Here is an 18,050-nt window from a genome sequence, read left to right as displayed (position 1 = left end):
AAAAGTGGCAGAGTGGTCGAATGAATGACTGTGGATCAGCAACGGAGCTGGGACGTGGCGATTGAAGTGAGCCGGCCTGGAGCTTCTGTCGAAGCCGGCTGGTTCGGAGGACAGACCGTTTCATGCAAGGCCTTCGCCGGGCAAAGCGAAGATGGAGCGGTCATCGGGCCTGATCCCGTCGTTGCAAAGGGGGATCGGACGCTGGGTCTGCGAGCCCGCCGTTCGGGGACTGACATGGAAGGTGATCATTGGCCTCACGGCTCCTGCGACGGCGCCGGCCGCAGCCTTTCAGATTTGCGGAAACGCGGGTCCGAGTTTTTCGAAAGCCTGTCCGTCGGAGAACTTGTGCGCGAGACGCACAGGAATCTGTGGGTCTCGGACTGGTCTCGGATCGCGGACGAATACCGGGCGTTCGCCGAGTCCGCGCGCGGAGACGGATCCCTGCAGGTAGCGCGGGAAGCGTGGCTGTGCTCGCTGACGGCTCTTGAAGTTGCGAGAAATGTGTCCTGTCCCGGAGACCCCGCGAGTACCGATCTCGCAGACAAGGTCGGAATCAACCTGAGAGGCCTCGAGGAGGATGCCGGTTCTGCGATCGAGCGCGTGCAGATCGACGGGTTCGACCAAGGCTCGCTTGCCGGCTACTTTATGCCGGCGTTTCGTGACGGGCGTTCCGCACCCGCGGTGATATGCGTCAGTGACGAGCCCACTACCCTCGGCTCGATGATGAACAGGCTGTTGCCGGTCGCATGCCGCCGGAACATGTCGCTCCTGCTCGTCGATGCCGGCCATTCGTCCGTTCGTCGCCCCGCCAGGCCGGAGCATGTTCTCCAATGCTGGCTGGACTATCTGGAGGCCCGCCCGGACGTCGATCCGCAGCGCATCGCAATTTACGGCGAGGGGGCGGGCGCCAGTCATGCGTCCGGCCTTGCCCTGCTGGATCGCAGGATGGCTGCCGCCGTTTGCGACGGCGGCATTGCGGCGCCCATCATGCGTCGCGCATCGCTGCGCTGGATGGTCGGTGCCGAGCCGGCCGTTCGCGACGCGACCCCGGCGGGGTCCTTGCTGCCGTCGCGTCGAATCGCATGCCCGCTGCTGGTGGTCGCCGGCAGTCGCTCGATGGTCTCGGAGGAGGATGCTCTCGAGCTGCAAGCCTTCTATCGGCAGGCCGAAGCCGATTGCTCGACCGTCGTTCCGAACTGCATCCTGCACCCGCTGGGCGAGGTCGAAAACTTCATCGCCGTGGACGATTTCATTTTCGAATGGCTCGCCGGCAAGCTTGGAGCTGATCGCCAGCTTGATCCCGTGACTTACCTCTAACCGGCGGGGTTAGCGCATATTCGGAGGACATGCGGCCGCGGGTTCGCCCGTGGCCCATCCGTTGAGACATCAGCGGCTCACGAAACGTCGATCGCCAGCAAACGAGCGGCCAGGCGGGCATTCTTTGCAATCGTTGCGAGCGCAGCGTTCAGATCGGCCAGGGTCTTCTCGTCGAGCTCGTTGAACATGGTCGAGTTCAAGGCGAGCTTTCGCTTGGACAGTTTTTCGATCTCCGTCTTCGCCTTTGCCGTCAGCGACATCAGCACGAAGCGTGCATCGTCTGCGCCCGGCCGCCGCGACAGGAAGCCGGCTTTCTCGAGGGCCTTGGTCTGGTTGGTCACGAAAGCCGGGTGGACCCGGAGCTTGTTTGCGACGTCGATTCCGGCGACGCCTCCGCCCTGGTCCAGCTCGGTGATGGCCATCAGGATCAACCACTGCGGCTCGGTAATGCCCAGCAATCCGGCCCAGCTGCTGTGGATGTCCTCGAGCTGAGAATGAATCTCGACGACATTCCAGATGAAGTCCGTAATCGCCCTGTCGAGTTTTTCTCGATCATGTGGCCTCCCCGTTTCCCTTGGATCATTCTTGTAGTGGGATATTTGGGGGGCGTCTCGGATCTCGCGCATCGACGTTAGTAGCGGATACCGCGCGGCGGAAACGGTTCGACTGTTTAGTACTTGCAAAAATCAATTAACTGAATTATGTCTCCCTCCACTCAATCTTTGCTGCTCTTGACCGTATCAATGAGCCAGTAATGTGAGACCTCCAAGAAAGCCCTCGGGATGCCCCCTGAGGGCTTTTTACTTTAAGCCGGAGATTTACCTGGCGTCGCGGGCCCCTGTTGCCCTCAAGCAACATCTCTCCCGGAAGTTACGCTTCATTAAATCAATGAATTGAGGCCATTGTTTTTATAAACTATACGTGAAGCCACGACGGAGGGGGGCACCTCACTGTCGTTTCAGTCCGGACTTTCAGTGCGGGCCTGAATTGAACGGAAATTGAAGTGGGTAAAGCGGCCTCCGACGAGGAGCCGAGCCCCCTGAACCGACCTGGAGGTTTAACTAATGAAGTTTACGAAGACGCTTCTTCTCGGCTCGGCAGCCGGCCTGATGGCCGCCTCCGGCGCGTTCGCAGCCGATCTTCCCGTGAAGGCCAAAGCGGTCGAATACGTGAAGATCTGCTCGCTGTACGGCGCCGGCTTCTACTACATCCCGGGCACCGACACCTGCATCAAGCTGGGCGGCTACCTCCGCGCTGAAGTGGCGCTGGGCACCAACAGCAACTACGGCGCGGCCAATGGCGCCCCCGCCGGTGCGCACAACCGTCTGAGCAACTACTACAACATGCGCGCTCGTGAAGATCTCAACATCGACACGCGCACCGCGACCGAGTACGGCGTCGTCCGCACCTTCTTCGATGCGACGTTCTCCTGGACCACCGGCGGCTACACCGGTCAGGGCTCCGCGACGGGCGGGACGGGTTACACCGCTACCACGGCCGGCACGACGACCATCAACTCGACTGACGGCGGCACCTCGGGCGGTTCGCTCGGCGTGTACTACGCCTTCATCCAGTTCGCCGGCTTCACCATGGGTAAGGCCGTGTCGCAGTTCGACGCGCCCTGGACCAACTATCCCGGCAACAACTTCGACGGTCTCGTCGGCGGCAGCGGCACGGTCACTGGCGTCAACCAGTTCACCTACACCGCTGACTTCGGTCAGGGCATTACGGCTTCGTTCTCGGCGGAAGATGCAACGGCCTACTATCAGGCTGGTAACCAGAATCTGACCGGCGCGACCGCGGCGGGCATGGTTGGCGGCGCTTACGGCACCAACTCGATCGGTGGCTCGCGTTCGCCGAACCTCGTCGGCATGGTCCGCGTCGACCAGGCTTGGGGTCTCTTCCAGGCGTCGGTTGCCGCGCATGACAACCACGTTGCCTACTACGGTGCGACCGAGACGACCGGCCACCCCGACGACAAGTGGGGTTGGGCGGTTCAGCTCGCTCTGTCGATCAAGAACATCCCGACCGGTGCGGGTGACGTGATCAACATTTCGGGCGTCTACACCGACGGTGCGACCCGTTACAACTTCCAGAACCTGGCAGGCAGCTCCTACCAGATGTACGGAAGTTCGGGCGTCGCCTACCAGAGCGTCGGCTTCGCCAACGCTCCTGACACCGTGTACATCACGGGCGGCTCGCAGGAGACCGTCAAGACCTGGGGCTTCCGCGGTGCTTACACCCACAACTGGGATCCCTACTGGAACACCGCGCTGTACGGTGCCTACGCTCAGGCGCAGTTCGGTTCGCTCGCCAAGACCACGCTCTGCGGCGCTGGTGGTGCGGGTGGCGTGTTCGGCGGTCTGGCCGGTGTTACGGGCTGCAACCCGGACTTCGCCATCGGCCAGATCGGTTTGATCACCCGCTGGACTCCGGTCAAGAACCTGACGTTCTCGGCTGACCTCAACTGGACCCATCTGGACCAGAAGTACGCCGGTACTGCCGTCCTCAGCCCGGCTGCCAACACGGCAAAGCCGACCGCTGTGTACGAGCTGAAGGATCAGGACAGCATCACCCTGCTGCTCCGCGCTCAGCGCAACTGGTAACTCCCGTCGCAAGACTGGAATCGAACACCCGGCGGGAAACCGCCGGGTGTTTTTTTGTGTTGGTTGAGGATTCGCAGACCGGATGGAGCGCTACAAGGCCTTGCGCTGCCCGACGGGCAAAACACCCAAACTCTCGGTCAATCCATTCGCGCGAAAATATTCCACTTTACCGAATTTCGGAAACGGCGTATGTGTTGCGCATCCCGGCTCATCCTTGAGGGGCGATCGTACGTCGTCACGATATGCGAGCCGGGCCTGCGGTGGACGCGGCAGCGTCGTGCGCGAAAGGTGCGGGCAGGGCGGGTAGTCCCTGTGAGCCCGAGGCCACGTGCGGACGAGCGGCGCTGATGCGTACGGCAAAACCGTGTGGTCCTGGCCGTCGTTGCTACGGTCAAGCTGTCGCGGAGGTGTGTGCGAGCCCAACCGGGCGGACAGCACCGTCAATTCGCGAGAGCGAGGGAGGCCAGAAGGAAAGTTCGGCTCCCGGGAGATCACGGCATAAGCCGTCCAACCATCGCGCAGGGAAGGCCGAGTGATCGGCGACACCTGTATGCTGCTGTGCGGTTCTCTTGCGCTACATCTTCGCGCAGCGGACCGCGGGTGCCAGTCGGCACCCGGTCTTCCCTGCGCCCTCTTGGATTTGAGGGGTGGAGTGACCAGGCAAAGCTCGGGCGAAATGCGCCGCGAGAATGCCGAGGCGTGTCTGCAACCACACACTCGCTGTCATCGTCCGGCCAGTGCGCAATTGCGCACCAGGACCGAACGATCCAGTCTTCCGAGACAGTTGTGGTTCAACCGAGCGGCTGCGGCGTACTGGATTTCCCGCCGGCCTGTCATCGGGCTCGCCGAAGGCGGAGACTCAGTGACGGGAATGACAATGGCATTTGGAGACGCAGCCGTGGGCATCAAGCTCGGTCATTGCCGATGTTGAGAGAGCGCGCGCTTCACTCGCTTTCATGCCCCGGACGCAGCGCCGCGACGCCCCAAGAGCGTTCACGCGCGTCTTCAACGCGCCATGCGCGTTTCAGCTTGTCCGGGACGCGAGCATGAGCGGCGAGGTGCACCTTGCTCCGTCATCGTGCCCGCAACTTGCACGTCAACGACGATGAGGACGCGGACGCTCACGTGCGTTTCAAGGAACGGTGTCGTCGTGAAATTTTGCGCAAGCTCTGGCGCCGCCATCCGCGCGGAGGTTGCGCGTTCCGCCACGGCGCGGATCTTCGCTCTAGCGGATCTTCGCTCTAGCCCTGGCCCGCCACACGCGCGCGGTCGAGATGCCCCTCGATCTTCGGGCGGTCGCGGGTGCGCTCGAAGCTCGTGCAAAGCAGTTCGGTCTCCTCGAGCGAGACCGGCGCGCGATACAGCCGGCACATGAATTCCGCGGTGGAGCGGCCCTTGCCAGTAGCTGGACTGCGTTCGGCGAGAAACATGCAATCGCGGCAGATGCTGGCATCGACTCGCTGGTGCGCTGTGTCGAGGTGGTTGAGGATCTCGCGGAGCGAGTCGCGAAGCCTGATGCACTCGTCGGTTCCGAGCGCAGTGACTGCGTTCACCACGTGGTTGATCGGGTCGTGCTGGCTCAGGCATTTTTCGCCCTGCGCGGTGACGTGGAGCACCACGGAGCGCTTGTCCTCGTGCGATGGCTTTCGCACCAGGAAGGACTTGCTCTCCAGCGTCTTCACGATCTGCGATGCCGTCGCCCTGGTCGCGCCGATGAAGCCGGCGAGTGCCGAGGGGTGCGCGAGAATCTGTTGGCGCGGCAGAGAAAACGCAACGCCATCCATTCCCGGTCGCGCAGTCCCTGCTGGTTGCCTTCGAAATACCAAGCTCTCGCCGCCTGGACCAGCAGCTCGACAGCTTCACGTGCCAACGGCATGAATTCCTACCTCGCCCCGGGAATCACGTCTGCGGCGCCCCGAAGTCGTCTTCCGCCGTTGTGCGCGAATCTTTCGCGAGAAGCCCTGTTACCCGCGATGCCCGACGCATCCGCCATCCCCGATTCTCGCGAGAAAGCACGGACTGCTCGGCATTCGACATGGACCGATGGGAACTGCAAGGTGCGGGGCGAAAAGCGATGCTGCCATTGGCATGCCAATCGATGCGTCGTCGAACGAAGGCCCGAGTTGCCGTCACGATCGGACGATGGATCGGAGTTGTTCACCCGAAGCCCCTGAGTTCAAGTCACACGCAGACGTTTCTTATCTACCGTTGAAACGATGAATGAGCTTCTCAACAAAATCAAGTAGAGACGCTCTCCGAGACTGGATGTCGTTGCAGACGTGTGTAACGTTCAAGACAATCGCGCTCTTCTGGACACATGATGGTGATCGCAATATGCAGCGCAACAAGCCATTTGCACGCAATTGCGCGACGCTCTGATTGCACAGCACGTTGCTGTCCGACGTTGATGCAAACTGATGGAAGCTTGTGCATGATGATGGCGCAGATAGGTGCGTCATCCACAACTTCCGCGACACTTCAGGGAATCGCCAGGGGAACTCGTTAGGATTGCACGTCACGGTTGTCGTCGCCGCCACGGCAGGATGGGTCGGTTCGACCGCATGCGACCTGGCCGCGCAATACTCCACCGAACGGTTGATGCGCCGGCGGCGGGAAGCGGCGGGCGGCGATGGGCGCGCGGCCGCCCCGTCCCGCTAGTCGCCCTTGAGCATGTCCCGGAGCTCGCGGAATGGATCGGCGCTGGGCGGCGCAGAGGCGTCCTGCCGCATCGCGCTGTAGATTCGCGGGACCAGATCGACGGCCTGGTCGAGCCCCGAATCACGCCCCGCCTGATATCCGCCCATCAGCCGAAGGTCGCGCGTGTCCTCGTATTTGGACATCATGGTGCGCAGCTTGCTCACCAATTCGCGCTCCTCGGGGTCCCAGACGTTGTGGGCGAGGCGGGAAACCGAGGCCAGGACATCCACGGCCGGATAGCGCGCCTGGTCGGCGATGTGCCGGGAGAGCACGATGTGGCCATCCAGGGTGCTGCGGATGGTGTCCGCAATCGGCTCGTTGTGGTCGTCGCCGTCGACCAGCACGGAGAAGATGCCGGTGATCGTCCCGGACCCCTCTTCGCCGGGGCCGGCGCGCTCCAGAAGGCGCGGCAGGTCGGTGAAGACCGTCGGCGCATAGCCGCGCGCGACCGCAGGCTCGCCGGCGGCGAGCGCAACCTCGCGGGCGGCGTGGGCGAAGCGGGTGATTGAATCGACCACGAGCAGGACCGATTCGCCCCGGTCGCGGAAATATTCGGCGACCGCCATGGCGGTCTTCGGCGCCAGCCGCCGCATCATCGGGCTCTCGTCTCCCGTCGATACGATGGTGATGGCGCGGCTGCGGTTGGCCCCGAGCACGTCCTCGATGAATTCGCGCACCTCGCGGCCGCGCTCGCCGACGAGCGCCAGCACGACGGTGTCGAAGCCTTGGCTGCGCGCCAGCATCGCCAGCAGCGTCGATTTGCCGACCCCGGAGCCGGCAAAGATGCCGACGCGTTGGCCGGCGCAGATCGGGGCAAACAGGTCGATGACGCGTACGCCGGTCCGCAGCGGCTTGTGGACGCGTGCGCGCTTCATCGCCGACGGCGCCTCGGCCTCTGCCGACACCGGCCGGGATCCGGGCGTGAGGGGACCCTGTCCGTCCAGCGGCGCCCCGAGTGCGTTGATGACGCGGCCCTTCCAGCTCGGATCGGGAGCGAAGGACAGCGGCGGCATCCGGTAGGCGACCGAACCGAGGCCGCCGGCGAATTGCCGGTCGAACGGCTTGGCGACGATGCCCTCGCTGTCGATCCTGATCACTTCGCCGATCTGGGGCTTGCCCCGAAGGTGCCGCCGGAGTTAACGCCGATCAGTTCACCAAGCCTGACGAAGCGCGACAGGCCGGAAACGCGGAAATGCGTCGGCGCGATCTCGGAGATCGCGCCGCTGACGCTTGCCAGGGGAGTGCTCTGCTGAAGCTCCAGCAGCGCCCACTCCAGTTGCCGAAGAGCGTTCAAGGAAATCGTCCACCCTCATTGCGCGCGAGGCGCACTTTACTTTCAAGTCTATTTGCCCGGCTCGCCCAGCGTCCGGATTGCATTCTGGAGCGAGCTCTCGGTGCCCTCGATCATCGAATTGGTGCCGTCGAAGGCGCGCGAGGCTGCGATCAGCTTCGTCAATTCCATCATCGGATTGGCGCCGGAGCCCTCGACATAGCCCTGCTTGAAGCCGTCGCGGGAGAAGTCGGCGATGGCGGTCGCGGGCCGGTCCGGCGTGACGCCGGAATTGCCGTAACGCTCGAGATTGGCGTCGACAGGAATGTTGAACAGCCCGATGGAGCCGATCTCGTTGTTGTCCTGGGTGATCGCACCGCTGCGCGCGATCGCGACCGGTCCGCCGTTCGGGTCGAGCGTGATCTGCGCGCCCCCGGCATCGATGACGGGGAAGCCGGACACCGTCTGAAGATCGCCGTTGGCGGCGATCTGGAGGCGGCCGTCGCGCGTATAGACGGTGCCGTTCGGGCCGGCGAAGGCGATCCAGCCCTGTCCGACCACGGCGACGTCGAGCGGGTTGCCGCTCTCGGTAATGCTGCCGACTTCGCGCGAAATGATGTTGTCGCCGGGCGAGGAGAAGGCGACCGGGTTCGCGCCCGCCTTGGACAGAATGGTCTCGAACTTCACCACGTCGGTGCGGAACGCCGCCGTGTTGACGTTGGCGACGTTGTTGGCGATCGTCTGGAGGCGCTTTTCGAGGGCGACCTGCGCCGACAATCCCACATAGAGAGCCGATTGCATGAGTTACTTTCCGAGCCGGATGGATTGAAGTTTCGTGAGCATGTCGGTGTCCAGGCCGGCCGACGTCGACGACGCGCCGGCAATCAGGACCAGCGCGGGGTTGGTCGAGGTGTCGCTCTGGGCCTGGGTCGCGTCCCACATCGCCGCAAAGCGCTGCACGAACTTGTCGACCTTGGCCGGGTCCTGGAAATCGGTGAGATCGATCTTGTTCGTGATCATCTTGGCCTGGGCATCGATGTCGGACGAGCTGATCGTCGACGGCCAGCCCATTGCGGTCTGGACCACCTGCGTCAGCGCCTTGTCGGCGAGGATCTGATAGGCGGTGGTGATGGTGGAGGCCTTGCGGGTGAAATAGAGCGCAAGCCGCAGACCCTCGTTCTGGTCGCCGGCCTTCTCCTCCATCGTCTGCGTGACGTATTGGGTCGCCGTGCCGGTCGTCGCTGCGGTCGCCTGGGTCGCCTGGTCGCCGAGAGCGGCGAAATTGAAGGCGGCGGCGAATTGCCGGTAGCGGGTGTCGGACAGCTTGTTGGCGAAGGCATCCTTGTCCGAGACGCCCTCGGTCAGAACCTTGCGCATGAACGCCTTGGCATAGGTCATGTCGCTGAGGCCATAAGCCTTCATCGCATAGGAATAGAGACGATAGTCCTTCAGGAAATCGTCGACGGTCTTCACGTTGCCGATATGGCTCAGGAAATAATCCGTTTCGCGGCTGACATCCGGCTGCGTCGCGACCTGCGTCAGCGACTTGCCCATGTCCTTGGTCAATCTGGTGTAGTCCGCGATGGTGGATAGCATGACCCGCGCCTCTCTGGCCGCACGTGCGACACCATCCCAAGCTGCCGTGAATTGCTTGCGCGAAGCTGACGAACGGCAAACCAGCCTCGCGCAAGCGTCGCCGAATAGGTATTCCCGATGGGATCGGCGATGGAGCGGCGCGTTGGGCAGTTTCGTGGGGGTTGTCATCACGGTAGCGGCGCTGCTTGGCGGATTTGCCGCCATGGGCGGGCATCTCGGCGTGCTGATGCAGCCGTGGGAATTCGTGATCATCATGGGGACCGCGGCCGGAACCTTCATCATGGCCAATCCATGGAAGACGGTCGTTGATACCGGGCTTGCCTGCGTCCAGGCCGTCACCGGTGCCGTGCCGGGCGAGCGCTATTATCTTGACCTGCTGGGAGCGCTCCACGCCCTGATGCGCGAGCTGCGGGGCAAGGGCCGCAACGAGGTCGAGGCGCATATCGACGATCCCGCGTCCTCCGAGATCTTCAAGGCGTTCCCGAGTGTGCTCGGCGACCCCTCGCTGCTCCAGTTCATCTGCGACTATGTCCGCCTCATCATCATGGGCAACGCGCGCACGCACGAAATCGAAGCGCTGATGGACGAGGAAATCCACACCATCGTGAAGACCAAGCTGGCACCCTATCATTCGCTGGTGACGGTGTCCGAGGCGCTGCCGGCGCTCGGCATCGTCGCCGCGGTGCTCGGCGTCATCAAGGCGATGGGCGCGCTCGACCAGTCGCCGAAGTTGCTCGGCGGCTTCATCGGTGCGGCGCTGGTCGGCACATTCGCCGGCATCTTTCTGTCCTACGGACTCATTTCGCCCTTCGCGATCAAGATCAAGATGACGCGCGAGAAGCGTTGCCGGCCCTACATCATCGTCAAGCAGACGCTGCTGGCCTTCATGAACGGCGCCATGCCGCAGATCGCGGTCGAGCACGGCCGCAAGATGATCTCGAGCAGCGAGCGTCCCTCGATCGACGTCGTCGAGAACGAGACGATCGCGGGCCCCAAGGCCGTCGTGACCGAAGCTGAACCGAAGGCGGCCCGCGCATGATGACGGAAAACGTCGACATCGACCAGCGCAAACAGCTGCCGAACTATTTGCTGGATGCGGCAGGCATCTCGATCGAACGCATGCCGATGCTCAATGTGATCTTCGATCGCATGGCGGCATCCTGTACCGACAGTCTTCAACCGATCGCCGGAACGCCCTGCTATTTCTCCGTCAACGGCATCACCAATGATCGCGTCGGTGACATCATCAAGGACTACGAGGCCAACGCGGTCGCGGCCGTGCTCTATGCCGAGCAGTGGGACTCCCGCATCATCATCATGCTCGACCGCGATTTCGTGTTCACGATGGTCGAGGCGATGTTCGGATCCGACGGCGCCGAGCCGCCGCTCGATGTCGAGCGCACGTTCTCGAACATCGAGATCCGCCTGGTCCAGGCGCTGTTCGAACGGTTCGCCAAGGCGCTGCAATCCGCCTTCGCCGGCACCTCCAACGTCACCTTCCGGGTCGAGCGGGTCGAGACCGCCATGGCATCGCTAGCGATCGGCCGCAGCGGCAACATGTCGATCTGCGCCAACATCATGCTGCAGGCGCTCTACCGCGGCGGCCAGATGTTCCTCATCATCCCGCACTCCGCGCTCAATCCGCTCAGGCAGAAGCTCGCACACGTCGTCGTCAGCGATGGCCGTGCGGCCGATCCGCGCTGGCGCGAGCAGATGGAGAGCGAGGTTCACCGGACCGAGGTCACGCTGAGCGCGGTGCTCGACGAGAAGATGATATCCCTCGACGACGTCGTGAAGTTCCATGTCGGACAGGTGATCGAGCTCGAAGCCACGCCGCGCACGCTGGCGCGGCTCGAGAGCAACAACCAGGTGTTGTTCTGGTGTCAGATCGGCCAGCTTGATGGCTATTACGCCATGCAGGTGGCTGATCCCGTCGACCAGAAGCGGGAGTTCGTCGATGATATCCTATCTCGTTGATGCCGTGCTGTTGATTGCGCTGGCCTTCACCAGCATGAGAGTGACGAAGATGCACCGCGAATTGGCACGGCTGCGCAGTTACCAGGGCGAATTCTCGACCATCGTCCACGAGACGGCGGGCGCCTTCGATACGGTCATCACCGCGGCCCACGATTCGACTGCAAATCTCGGCCGGCTCGCCAATGTGCTGAGCACGAAGATCGATCAGGCCCACGAGGTGATCGCCGCGCTCGATGCGCGGAGCGGGCTCCAATCCGGCGAGACCGTGAGCGGTCCTGAAGCGAACAAGCATTGAAACCGAGACGGATCGAACACGCACGACCGGGGCGCTGAGACGCACCGGGACCGGAAATACCAAGAGGCGAGACCAAATGGCGCAATCCTTCGACTATGAAGCTGCATCTGAAACGGGAGATGCCGAAACGTCTCCGCTGGAGCGGTTGGCGGAAATTGCCGCGCGCACCGCGGAGGAGACCGGCAAGTTCGCCAATGTCGATGCGATCCTGCGCATTCCCGTCACCATGCAGGTGGTGCTCGGTTCGGCCACCATCCCGGTGGCGAACCTGATGAAGCTGGGCCGCGGCGCCGTGGTGCCGCTGGATCACCGGGTCGGAGAGCCCGTCGACGTCGTGGTCAACGGCCGCGTGGTTGCCCGCGGCGAGGTGGTCGTGGTCGAAGAGGACAATTCCCGCTTCGGCGTTTCCCTCACCGAGATCGTCGGGCCGCTGGGGCAGGGTGATACCTGACCATGGCGGCACAGGTCGGTATCGCTCCCATCAAGCAGCGAGGCGTTGCCACGTTGCGCGGAACGGACAAAGTCGCGGCGCTTCTGCTGGCCATGGGCCGTCAGGCGGCCGCGAGCGTGCTTCAACAGTTCGAGCCGCAGGATATCCGCATCGTCACCAAGGCCGCAGCCGAGTTGCGGCCGATCACGGCACAGGAGCTGGAGGGGATCGTCGAGGAGTTCGCCCAGCAGTTCTCGATGGGCGCCAACATCCTCGGTACGATCGGCGGGCTCGAGGCCGTGCTCGGCGACGTGCTTCCGGCCGACCAGGTCTCGGCGATCATGTCGGACCTGCTCGGCAATTCGAGCCGGTCGGTGTGGGATCGCGTCTCGTCGGTGTCGGAAAACTCGCTCGCGACCTACCTCTCCAAGGAGCATCCGCAGACCGCAGCGCTCATCCTGTCCAAGGTCAAGCCGGCCTGCGCGGCCAAGGTGATGAGCCAGCTGCCGTCGAGCCTGCGCAACGAGCTGATGCGGCGGGTGCTCAGCCTCAAGCCGATCGTCGACGATGCGATGAAGGTGCTCGAGAAGACACTGCACGAAGACCTGACGCTGAATTTCGCCCGCAACCTCGGCGCGGATACCTATGCCCGCGTCGCCGACATCATCAACAAGATGGAGCGCGGCCACATCGAGGACATGCTGAAGAGCCTCTCGGAGAAGCGGCCGAAATCGGCCGAAGTTCTCAAGGAACTGCTGTTCACGTTCGACGACGTGATCCACCTGACGCCGAAGGCGCGCACCATGATCTTCGACCAGGTGCCGACCGATCGCATCGTCGTCGCGCTGAAGGGGACCGACAAGCACTTCCGCGAACTGATCCTGTCGTCGGTCGCCTCGCGCGTCCGTCGCGTCGTGGAGCACGAACTCGCTATCGGCGAGCCGTCGAACCAGCGCGACGTGCTGGAGGCGCGGCGTGTCATCACCGACCTCGCGCTCGACCTGGCGGAAAAGGGCGAAATCGAGCTCAACCCCGAGCAGGAGGATGAGCTGGTCTTCCGCTGACCGCTGAACCGGCATGGCAGAATCCGACCAGGAGAGCAAAACAGAAGAGCCGACCGAGAAGAAAGTCCGCGATGCGCTCGACGAGGGCAAAATTCCGGTCTCTCGGGAGGCGTCCATCTTCGCGTCGATGGCGGCGCTGATGGTGATTCAGATGTTCCTGATCAGCCAGGGCGTCCAGCAATTGACGCCGACGCTGAAGAACCTCATCGACGATCCCGACGGCTTTCCCCTCAGCAACGGGGCGGACGCGCTGAATCTCCTCACCGTGGTGGGACTCGAGGCGTTTCGATTTCTGGTTCCCCTGGTCGTCGTCCTGGTCTCGTTCGGGCTGGCGGCGTCGCTGCTGCAGAATGCGCCCACTCTGGTGCTCCAGCGCATCATGCCGGATCTTTCGCGCATATCTCCTGCCAGCGGTTGGAGTCGGCTGTTCGGAACGCAGGGTCTCGTCGAGTTCGCAAAGTCGCTGTTCAAGCTGGCCTCGGTGACCATCGTCGTCGCGTTCGTGCTCCGCTCGTCCGAAGCAAGGGCGTTCGAGGCGATGTATACCGACCCGGTCGCGCTTCCTGAAATGATTCTCAACATCGCGATGCGGATCGTCTCGGCGATCTGCATCGCCACGATCGTCCTGGTCGCGCTCGATCTCGCCTGGGCGCGCTTCCACTGGCGGCGCGAGTTGCGCATGACCAAGCAGGAGATCAAGGACGAGCACAAGCAGGCGGAAGGAGATCCGCTGATCAAGGCGCGCCTGCGCTCGCTGGCGCGCGATCGTTCGCGCCAGCGGATGATCGCCTCCGCCTCGCGGGCGACGCTGGTGATCGCGAACCCGACGCACTTTGCGATCGCGCTGCGTTACAAGCGCGAGGAAAACGCGGCGCCGGTTGTCGTCGCCAAGGGCATGGACGTGATCGCGCTGAAGATTCGCGAGGTCGCCGAGAAAAACCGGATCCCGGTGATCGAGAACAAGGCGCTCGCGCGCGCGCTCTATGAAGCGGTGCAGGTCGACCAGGTGATTCCCGCGGAATTCTTCCGGCCCGTCGCCGAGCTCATCTATTTCCTTCAGTCCAAGCAGGCGCCGCGGCCCGAGAACGTTCAGTAGATTTCCGAAGACTGCGTCCGCTCCATCAGCCTGACGAAAGCTTGCGCCCCTAAGCTTCTCTACCAATGGACCAGAATGGGGCTGTCGTGGGACCGCTATATCTCTTCGAACTCGCATCGTCGCAGGCGCGGTATCTCGAGCTGCGCCAGTCGACCATCGCCACCAACGTTGCCAACGCCAATACGCCGGGCTTCAAGGCGCGCGACGTCGAGCCCTTCAACAAGGTACTCGACAACACGCCGGTCAGGCTTGCGACGACGTCTCCCTCGCACATGCAGCTGGCTGCGGCCGAGACCGACACGCGGAAGACCGCGAAGAAGGATAGCTGGGAAGTGGTTCACTCCGGCAACTCGGTCAGTCTCGAGCAGGAGATGATCAAGGGTAGCGACGTCAGTCGTGACTACTCGATGAACGCGGCGGTCGTGCGGTCGTTCCACCGCATGCTGCTGTCGAGCGCGAAGAGCTGAGGGGAATTGAAATGCTGGACTCTCTGCAGGCGTCATTGACGGTCGCGAGCTCCGGGCTCGAATCGCAGTCGACGCGCATGCGTATCGTCTCGGAAAACCTCGCCAACGCGACGTCGACGGGGCGCACTGCTGGCGCCGACCCCTATCAACGCAAGACCATCACGTTCGACGCCGCGCTGGATCGCGCCTCGGGCGCGCAGCTCGCGAAGGTCAAGGAGATCGGCGTCGATACCACGCCGTACCGCGTCGAGTACGATCCGGGGCATCCCGCCGCCGACAAGGCCGGCTACGTCAAGCTGCCGAACGTCAATATGATGATCGAGATGGCCGACATGCGGGAAGTCAACCGGTCCTATGAAGCCAATCTACAGGTCGTGAAACAGGTGAGGTCGATGCTGGGCATGACCATCGACCTGCTGAGGAGCTGACAATGCTTGAGGCAATTTCATCCACGGCGATTTCCGCAGGCCATGCGGCGTCCCGCGCAACCGAAGCGCAGGCCATCGCGCCTGCGGCGCCAACCGCGATCCAGTCCACCGACGACGTCGGATTCGAATCGGTGATGAAGCAGGTGACGACGGACGCGATCGGAACGCTGAAGGCGGGCGAAGCAGCGTCGATCTCGGCGATGCAGGGCAAGGAATCGACGCGTCGCGTCGTGGAGGCGCTGATGTCGGCCGAGCAGGCCTTGCAGACGGCGGTCGCGGTTCGCGACAAGGTCGTGCAGGCCTACCAAGAAGTCGTTCGTATGTCGATTTGACCTGAAGGAATGACACTGTGAAATCGCTCGCCATTGCGGCCACGGGCATGAATGCCCAGCAGACCAACATCGAAGTCATCGCGAACAACATCGCGAACATCAACTCGACGTCGTACAAGCGGGCTCGCGCGGAGTTCACCGATCTGTTCTACCAGATGGATCGCATGCAGGGCGTCACGAACGTCAACGGCTCGTCGCCGATTCCGGAAGGCGCCAATCTCGGACTTGGCGTCAAGTCGGCGGCCATCCGAAAGCTTCACATCCAGGGCGCGCTGACGCAGACCGGCAACCCTTACGACATGGCCATCAACGGCCGGGGCTGGTTTCAGGTGCTCGGTCCGAACAACGAAGTGCAATACACCCGCGCAGGATCGTTCAACACCAACGCGAACGGCCAACTCGTCACGATCGACGGCTATCTGCTGGATCCCGCCATCACGGTGCCGCAGGGAACCGTCGAGGTCACGGTCAACCAGACCGGACAGGTGTTCGCCAAGCTGGACACCGAAATCAACGCGCGACAGATCGGCCAACTCAACCTTGCCAATTTCGCCAACGAGGCGGGCCTCGAGCCGCTCGGCAGCAATCTCTATCGCGAGACCACGGCGTCCGGCACGCCAGTCGTCGGACTCCCGGGCGATTCCGGTTACGGCAAGATCAACCAGAAATATCTCGAAGCATCGAACGTCGATCCGGTCAAGGAAATCACCGAGTTGATCTCGGCGCAGCGCGCCTATGAAATGAACGCCAAGGTCATCCAGGCCTCGGATGAAATGGCCCAGACGGTCTCGAAGGGCATGCGCTAGTTCCGGTGTCTCGATGTTGAACAGGGTGGGCTTGATGGTGCGCGGGTTGGCCGCCGTGCTGCTGGTTCTGGTCTCGGCGCGCCTCGCTGCGGCCGAGGAGAAGCGGCTTCCCGTGCCGGCCGTGTCGATCCGCGCCGGCGAGCTGATCCGGGACGACATGATCACGGAACGCGCCTTCGCACCGAACGTGCTTGGCGTTGCCATGTTCATCGAAGGACGCCAGGTCTTGGTCGGACGCATGGCGCGGCGCACGCTGTTGCCGGGTCAGCCGATCCCGAGCAATTCGGTGGAGGACCCCTGGACTGTTGCGCGCGGTGCCATGGTCAAGGTTGTGGTCGAGGATAGCGGCCTGTCTATCGTGACCTACGGCTCGGCCATGCAGTCGGGCGCGCCCGGCGCGCTCATCCCGATCCGAAACACGGACACCGGCGTGATCATCAGGGGCGTCGTCCAACCGGACGGCACCGTCAAGGTCGTGGACGGATCATGACCAGAGTCTTGCTTGCGCTCGTCCTCCTCGTCTTCGCCGCCAGCGCCCAGGCCGCAGTCCGTATCAAGGACATCGCTGACATCAAGGGACTGCGTGAGAACCAGATCGTGGGCTACGGCCTCGTCATCGGCCTGAACGGCACCGGCGACACGCTCCGCAACGCCCCGTTCACGGAGCAGTCCCTGCAGTCGATGCTCGAGAACATGGGCATCAACGTCAGGAACGAGACCACGAGCACCAACAATCCCCCGCGTCCGACCACGCTGCGCACGCGCAACGTCGCGGCCGTGATGGTGACCGCGGATCTGCAGCCCTCGATCGGGGCGGGTGAGCGCATGGACGTGACCGTGTCGTCCCTTGGTGATGCGACCTCGCTGCTCGGCGGCACGCTGGTGATGACCTCGCTGCGCGCGGCAGACGGCGCGGTCTACGCGGTGGCGCAGGGAGCGGTCACGGTCGCCGGATACAGCGTCGGCGGCCAGGCCCAGAACGTCAGCCAGGGCACGCCGACCGCGGGGCGCATCCCGAACGGTGCGCTGGTCGAGCGCGAGGTGCAGGGAAGCCTCCACGAGATGGAGTTCCTGGTGCTGGAGCTCAAGAACCCCGATTTCGTCACCGCGACGCGCATCCTCGATGCCATCAATCGCTTCGCCGGCGGCCGCTATCGCGCCCAGATCGCGTTCGAACGCGATTTCCGCACCATCGTGCTGTCGAAGCCGCGCCATATCGGCCCAGTCCGTTTCCTGGCCGAAATCGGCGAGCTGACGGTCGAGCCGGACACGCCGGCGCGGGTGGTGATCAACGAGCGCACCGGCACGGTGGTGATCGGGCGTGACGTGCGCATATCGACCGTCGCCGTGACGCACGGCAATCTGACGGTGCGTGTCACCGAGCTTCCCGTTGTGTCGCAGCCGGCGCCGTTCTCGCAGGGGCAGACCGTGGTCGTTCCACAGACCGTCGTGGAGGCAAACGAGGCCGGATCGCAGGTGGCGATTCTGAGCGGCGTCGATCTTCAGCGCCTGGTGCGTGGACTGAACCAGATCGGCCTGAAACCATCCGGCATCATCGCAATCCTCCAGGCGATCAAGACGGCCGGCGCGCTCCAGGCCGACGTCATCGTGCAATGATGCGCAAGCGTCGAGCAAGCTTGGTCGCTCAATGCTCTGGTCTCGACCGAGA

Annotated in this window: 17 protein-coding genes and 2 pseudogenes; 14 read left to right on the top strand and 5 right to left on the bottom strand. The window is 63.4% G+C overall.

Going from position 1 to position 18,050, the window contains the following annotated elements; translation table 11 throughout:
- Positions 1–54: 54 nt before the first annotated feature.
- On the top strand, positions 55–1,317 hold the full coding sequence (locus tag ACQ86E_RS08175; RefSeq protein WP_431204969.1) for an alpha/beta hydrolase family protein: 1,263 nt from the start codon (positions 55–57) through the stop codon (positions 1,315–1,317).
- A gap of 77 nt (positions 1,318–1,394) precedes the next feature.
- Here the strand turns inward: ACQ86E_RS08175 and ACQ86E_RS08170 are convergent, their stop codons facing one another.
- A complete protein-coding gene (locus ACQ86E_RS08170) occupies positions 1,395–1,943 on the bottom strand; it encodes a MarR family winged helix-turn-helix transcriptional regulator (protein WP_431204968.1) in 549 nt (182 codons plus the stop codon).
- Between the two features lie 438 nt (positions 1,944–2,381).
- Between ACQ86E_RS08170 and ACQ86E_RS08165 the strand changes: the two genes are divergently transcribed.
- Positions 2,382–3,923, top strand: coding sequence for a porin (locus ACQ86E_RS08165; protein ID WP_431204967.1), 1,542 nt, complete (start codon positions 2,382–2,384; stop codon positions 3,921–3,923).
- A gap of 1,241 nt (positions 3,924–5,164) precedes the next feature.
- Here the strand turns inward: ACQ86E_RS08165 and ACQ86E_RS08160 are convergent.
- From ACQ86E_RS08160 to ACQ86E_RS08145, 4 genes and pseudogenes are all read right to left on the bottom strand, one after another.
- A pseudogene (locus ACQ86E_RS08160) lies at positions 5,165–5,799 on the bottom strand (MarR family winged helix-turn-helix transcriptional regulator).
- 778 nt (positions 5,800–6,577) lie between these two features.
- Positions 6,578–7,914: pseudogene (fliI, locus tag ACQ86E_RS08155) on the bottom strand (flagellar protein export ATPase FliI).
- A gap of 48 nt (positions 7,915–7,962) precedes the next feature.
- On the bottom strand, positions 7,963–8,691 hold the full coding sequence (flgF, locus tag ACQ86E_RS08150; protein WP_431204966.1) for a flagellar basal-body rod protein FlgF: 729 nt from the start codon (positions 8,689–8,691) through the stop codon (positions 7,963–7,965).
- Positions 8,692–8,694: 3 nt separating this feature from the next.
- Positions 8,695–9,486: a DUF1217 domain-containing protein gene (locus ACQ86E_RS08145; RefSeq protein WP_431204965.1), complete on the bottom strand. Its 792-nt coding sequence runs from the start codon at positions 9,484–9,486 to the stop codon at positions 8,695–8,697.
- 142 nt (positions 9,487–9,628) lie between these two features.
- Here ACQ86E_RS08145 and motA point away from each other — a divergent pair, with 142 nt between their 5' ends.
- The 12 genes from motA (at position 9,629) to flgI (ending at position 17,998) form a co-directional block, all read left to right on the top strand.
- Positions 9,629–10,525 carry a flagellar motor stator protein MotA gene (gene motA / locus ACQ86E_RS08140; protein WP_431204964.1) on the top strand — a complete coding sequence of 299 codons (897 nt, stop codon included), beginning with the start codon at positions 9,629–9,631 and terminating at the stop codon, positions 10,523–10,525.
- On the top strand, positions 10,522–11,463 hold the full coding sequence (locus tag ACQ86E_RS08135) for a flagellar motor switch protein FliM (protein WP_431204963.1): 942 nt from the start codon (positions 10,522–10,524) through the stop codon (positions 11,461–11,463). Before motA ends, ACQ86E_RS08135 begins: the two co-directional genes overlap by 4 nt.
- Entirely contained in the window at positions 11,444–11,758 is a 315-nt protein-coding gene (locus ACQ86E_RS08130) for a hypothetical protein (protein ID WP_431204962.1), read from the top strand. The genes ACQ86E_RS08135 and ACQ86E_RS08130 overlap by 20 nt, the downstream gene beginning before the upstream one ends.
- 76 nt (positions 11,759–11,834) lie before the next feature.
- Positions 11,835–12,209, top strand: a complete 375-nt coding sequence (gene fliN, locus ACQ86E_RS08125) for a flagellar motor switch protein FliN (RefSeq protein WP_431204961.1) — start codon at positions 11,835–11,837, stop codon at positions 12,207–12,209.
- Between the two features lie 2 nt (positions 12,210–12,211).
- Complete coding sequence (locus ACQ86E_RS08120) at positions 12,212–13,252, top strand: flagellar motor switch protein FliG (protein ID WP_014440010.1); 1,041 nt, start codon at positions 12,212–12,214, stop codon at positions 13,250–13,252.
- 13 nt (positions 13,253–13,265) lie between these two features.
- A complete protein-coding gene (gene flhB / locus ACQ86E_RS08115) occupies positions 13,266–14,348 on the top strand; it encodes a flagellar biosynthesis protein FlhB (RefSeq protein ID WP_431204960.1) in 1,083 nt (360 codons plus the stop codon).
- Positions 14,349–14,413: 65 nt separating this feature from the next.
- Positions 14,414–14,815: a flagellar basal body rod protein FlgB gene (gene flgB, locus ACQ86E_RS08110; RefSeq protein WP_431204959.1), complete on the top strand. Its 402-nt coding sequence runs from the start codon at positions 14,414–14,416 to the stop codon at positions 14,813–14,815.
- Between the two features lie 11 nt (positions 14,816–14,826).
- On the top strand, positions 14,827–15,243 hold the full coding sequence (flgC, locus tag ACQ86E_RS08105) for a flagellar basal body rod protein FlgC (protein WP_143841560.1): 417 nt from the start codon (positions 14,827–14,829) through the stop codon (positions 15,241–15,243).
- Between the two features lie 2 nt (positions 15,244–15,245).
- A complete protein-coding gene (locus ACQ86E_RS08100) occupies positions 15,246–15,575 on the top strand; it encodes a flagellar hook-basal body complex protein FliE (protein ID WP_375312949.1) in 330 nt (109 codons plus the stop codon).
- A 17-nt stretch (positions 15,576–15,592) separates the two neighbouring features.
- The gene (gene flgG / locus ACQ86E_RS08095) at positions 15,593–16,381 is read left to right on the top strand and encodes a flagellar basal-body rod protein FlgG (protein ID WP_014440015.1); all 789 of its coding nucleotides are present in this window, start codon (positions 15,593–15,595) and stop codon (positions 16,379–16,381) included.
- A gap of 13 nt (positions 16,382–16,394) precedes the next feature.
- Positions 16,395–16,871: a flagellar basal body P-ring formation chaperone FlgA gene (gene flgA / locus ACQ86E_RS08090; RefSeq protein ID WP_083850016.1), complete on the top strand. Its 477-nt coding sequence runs from the start codon at positions 16,395–16,397 to the stop codon at positions 16,869–16,871.
- Positions 16,868–17,998, top strand: a complete 1,131-nt coding sequence (gene flgI / locus ACQ86E_RS08085; protein ID WP_375312951.1) for a flagellar basal body P-ring protein FlgI — start codon at positions 16,868–16,870, stop codon at positions 17,996–17,998. The genes flgA and flgI overlap by 4 nt, the downstream gene beginning before the upstream one ends.
- The last annotated feature ends 52 nt before the right edge of the window (positions 17,999–18,050 follow it).

The organism is Bradyrhizobium betae (assembly GCF_050632175.1).
Classification (GTDB): domain Bacteria; phylum Pseudomonadota; class Alphaproteobacteria; order Rhizobiales; family Xanthobacteraceae; genus Bradyrhizobium; species Bradyrhizobium betae_B.
This window is presented reverse-complemented; position numbering and strand designations above follow the sequence as displayed.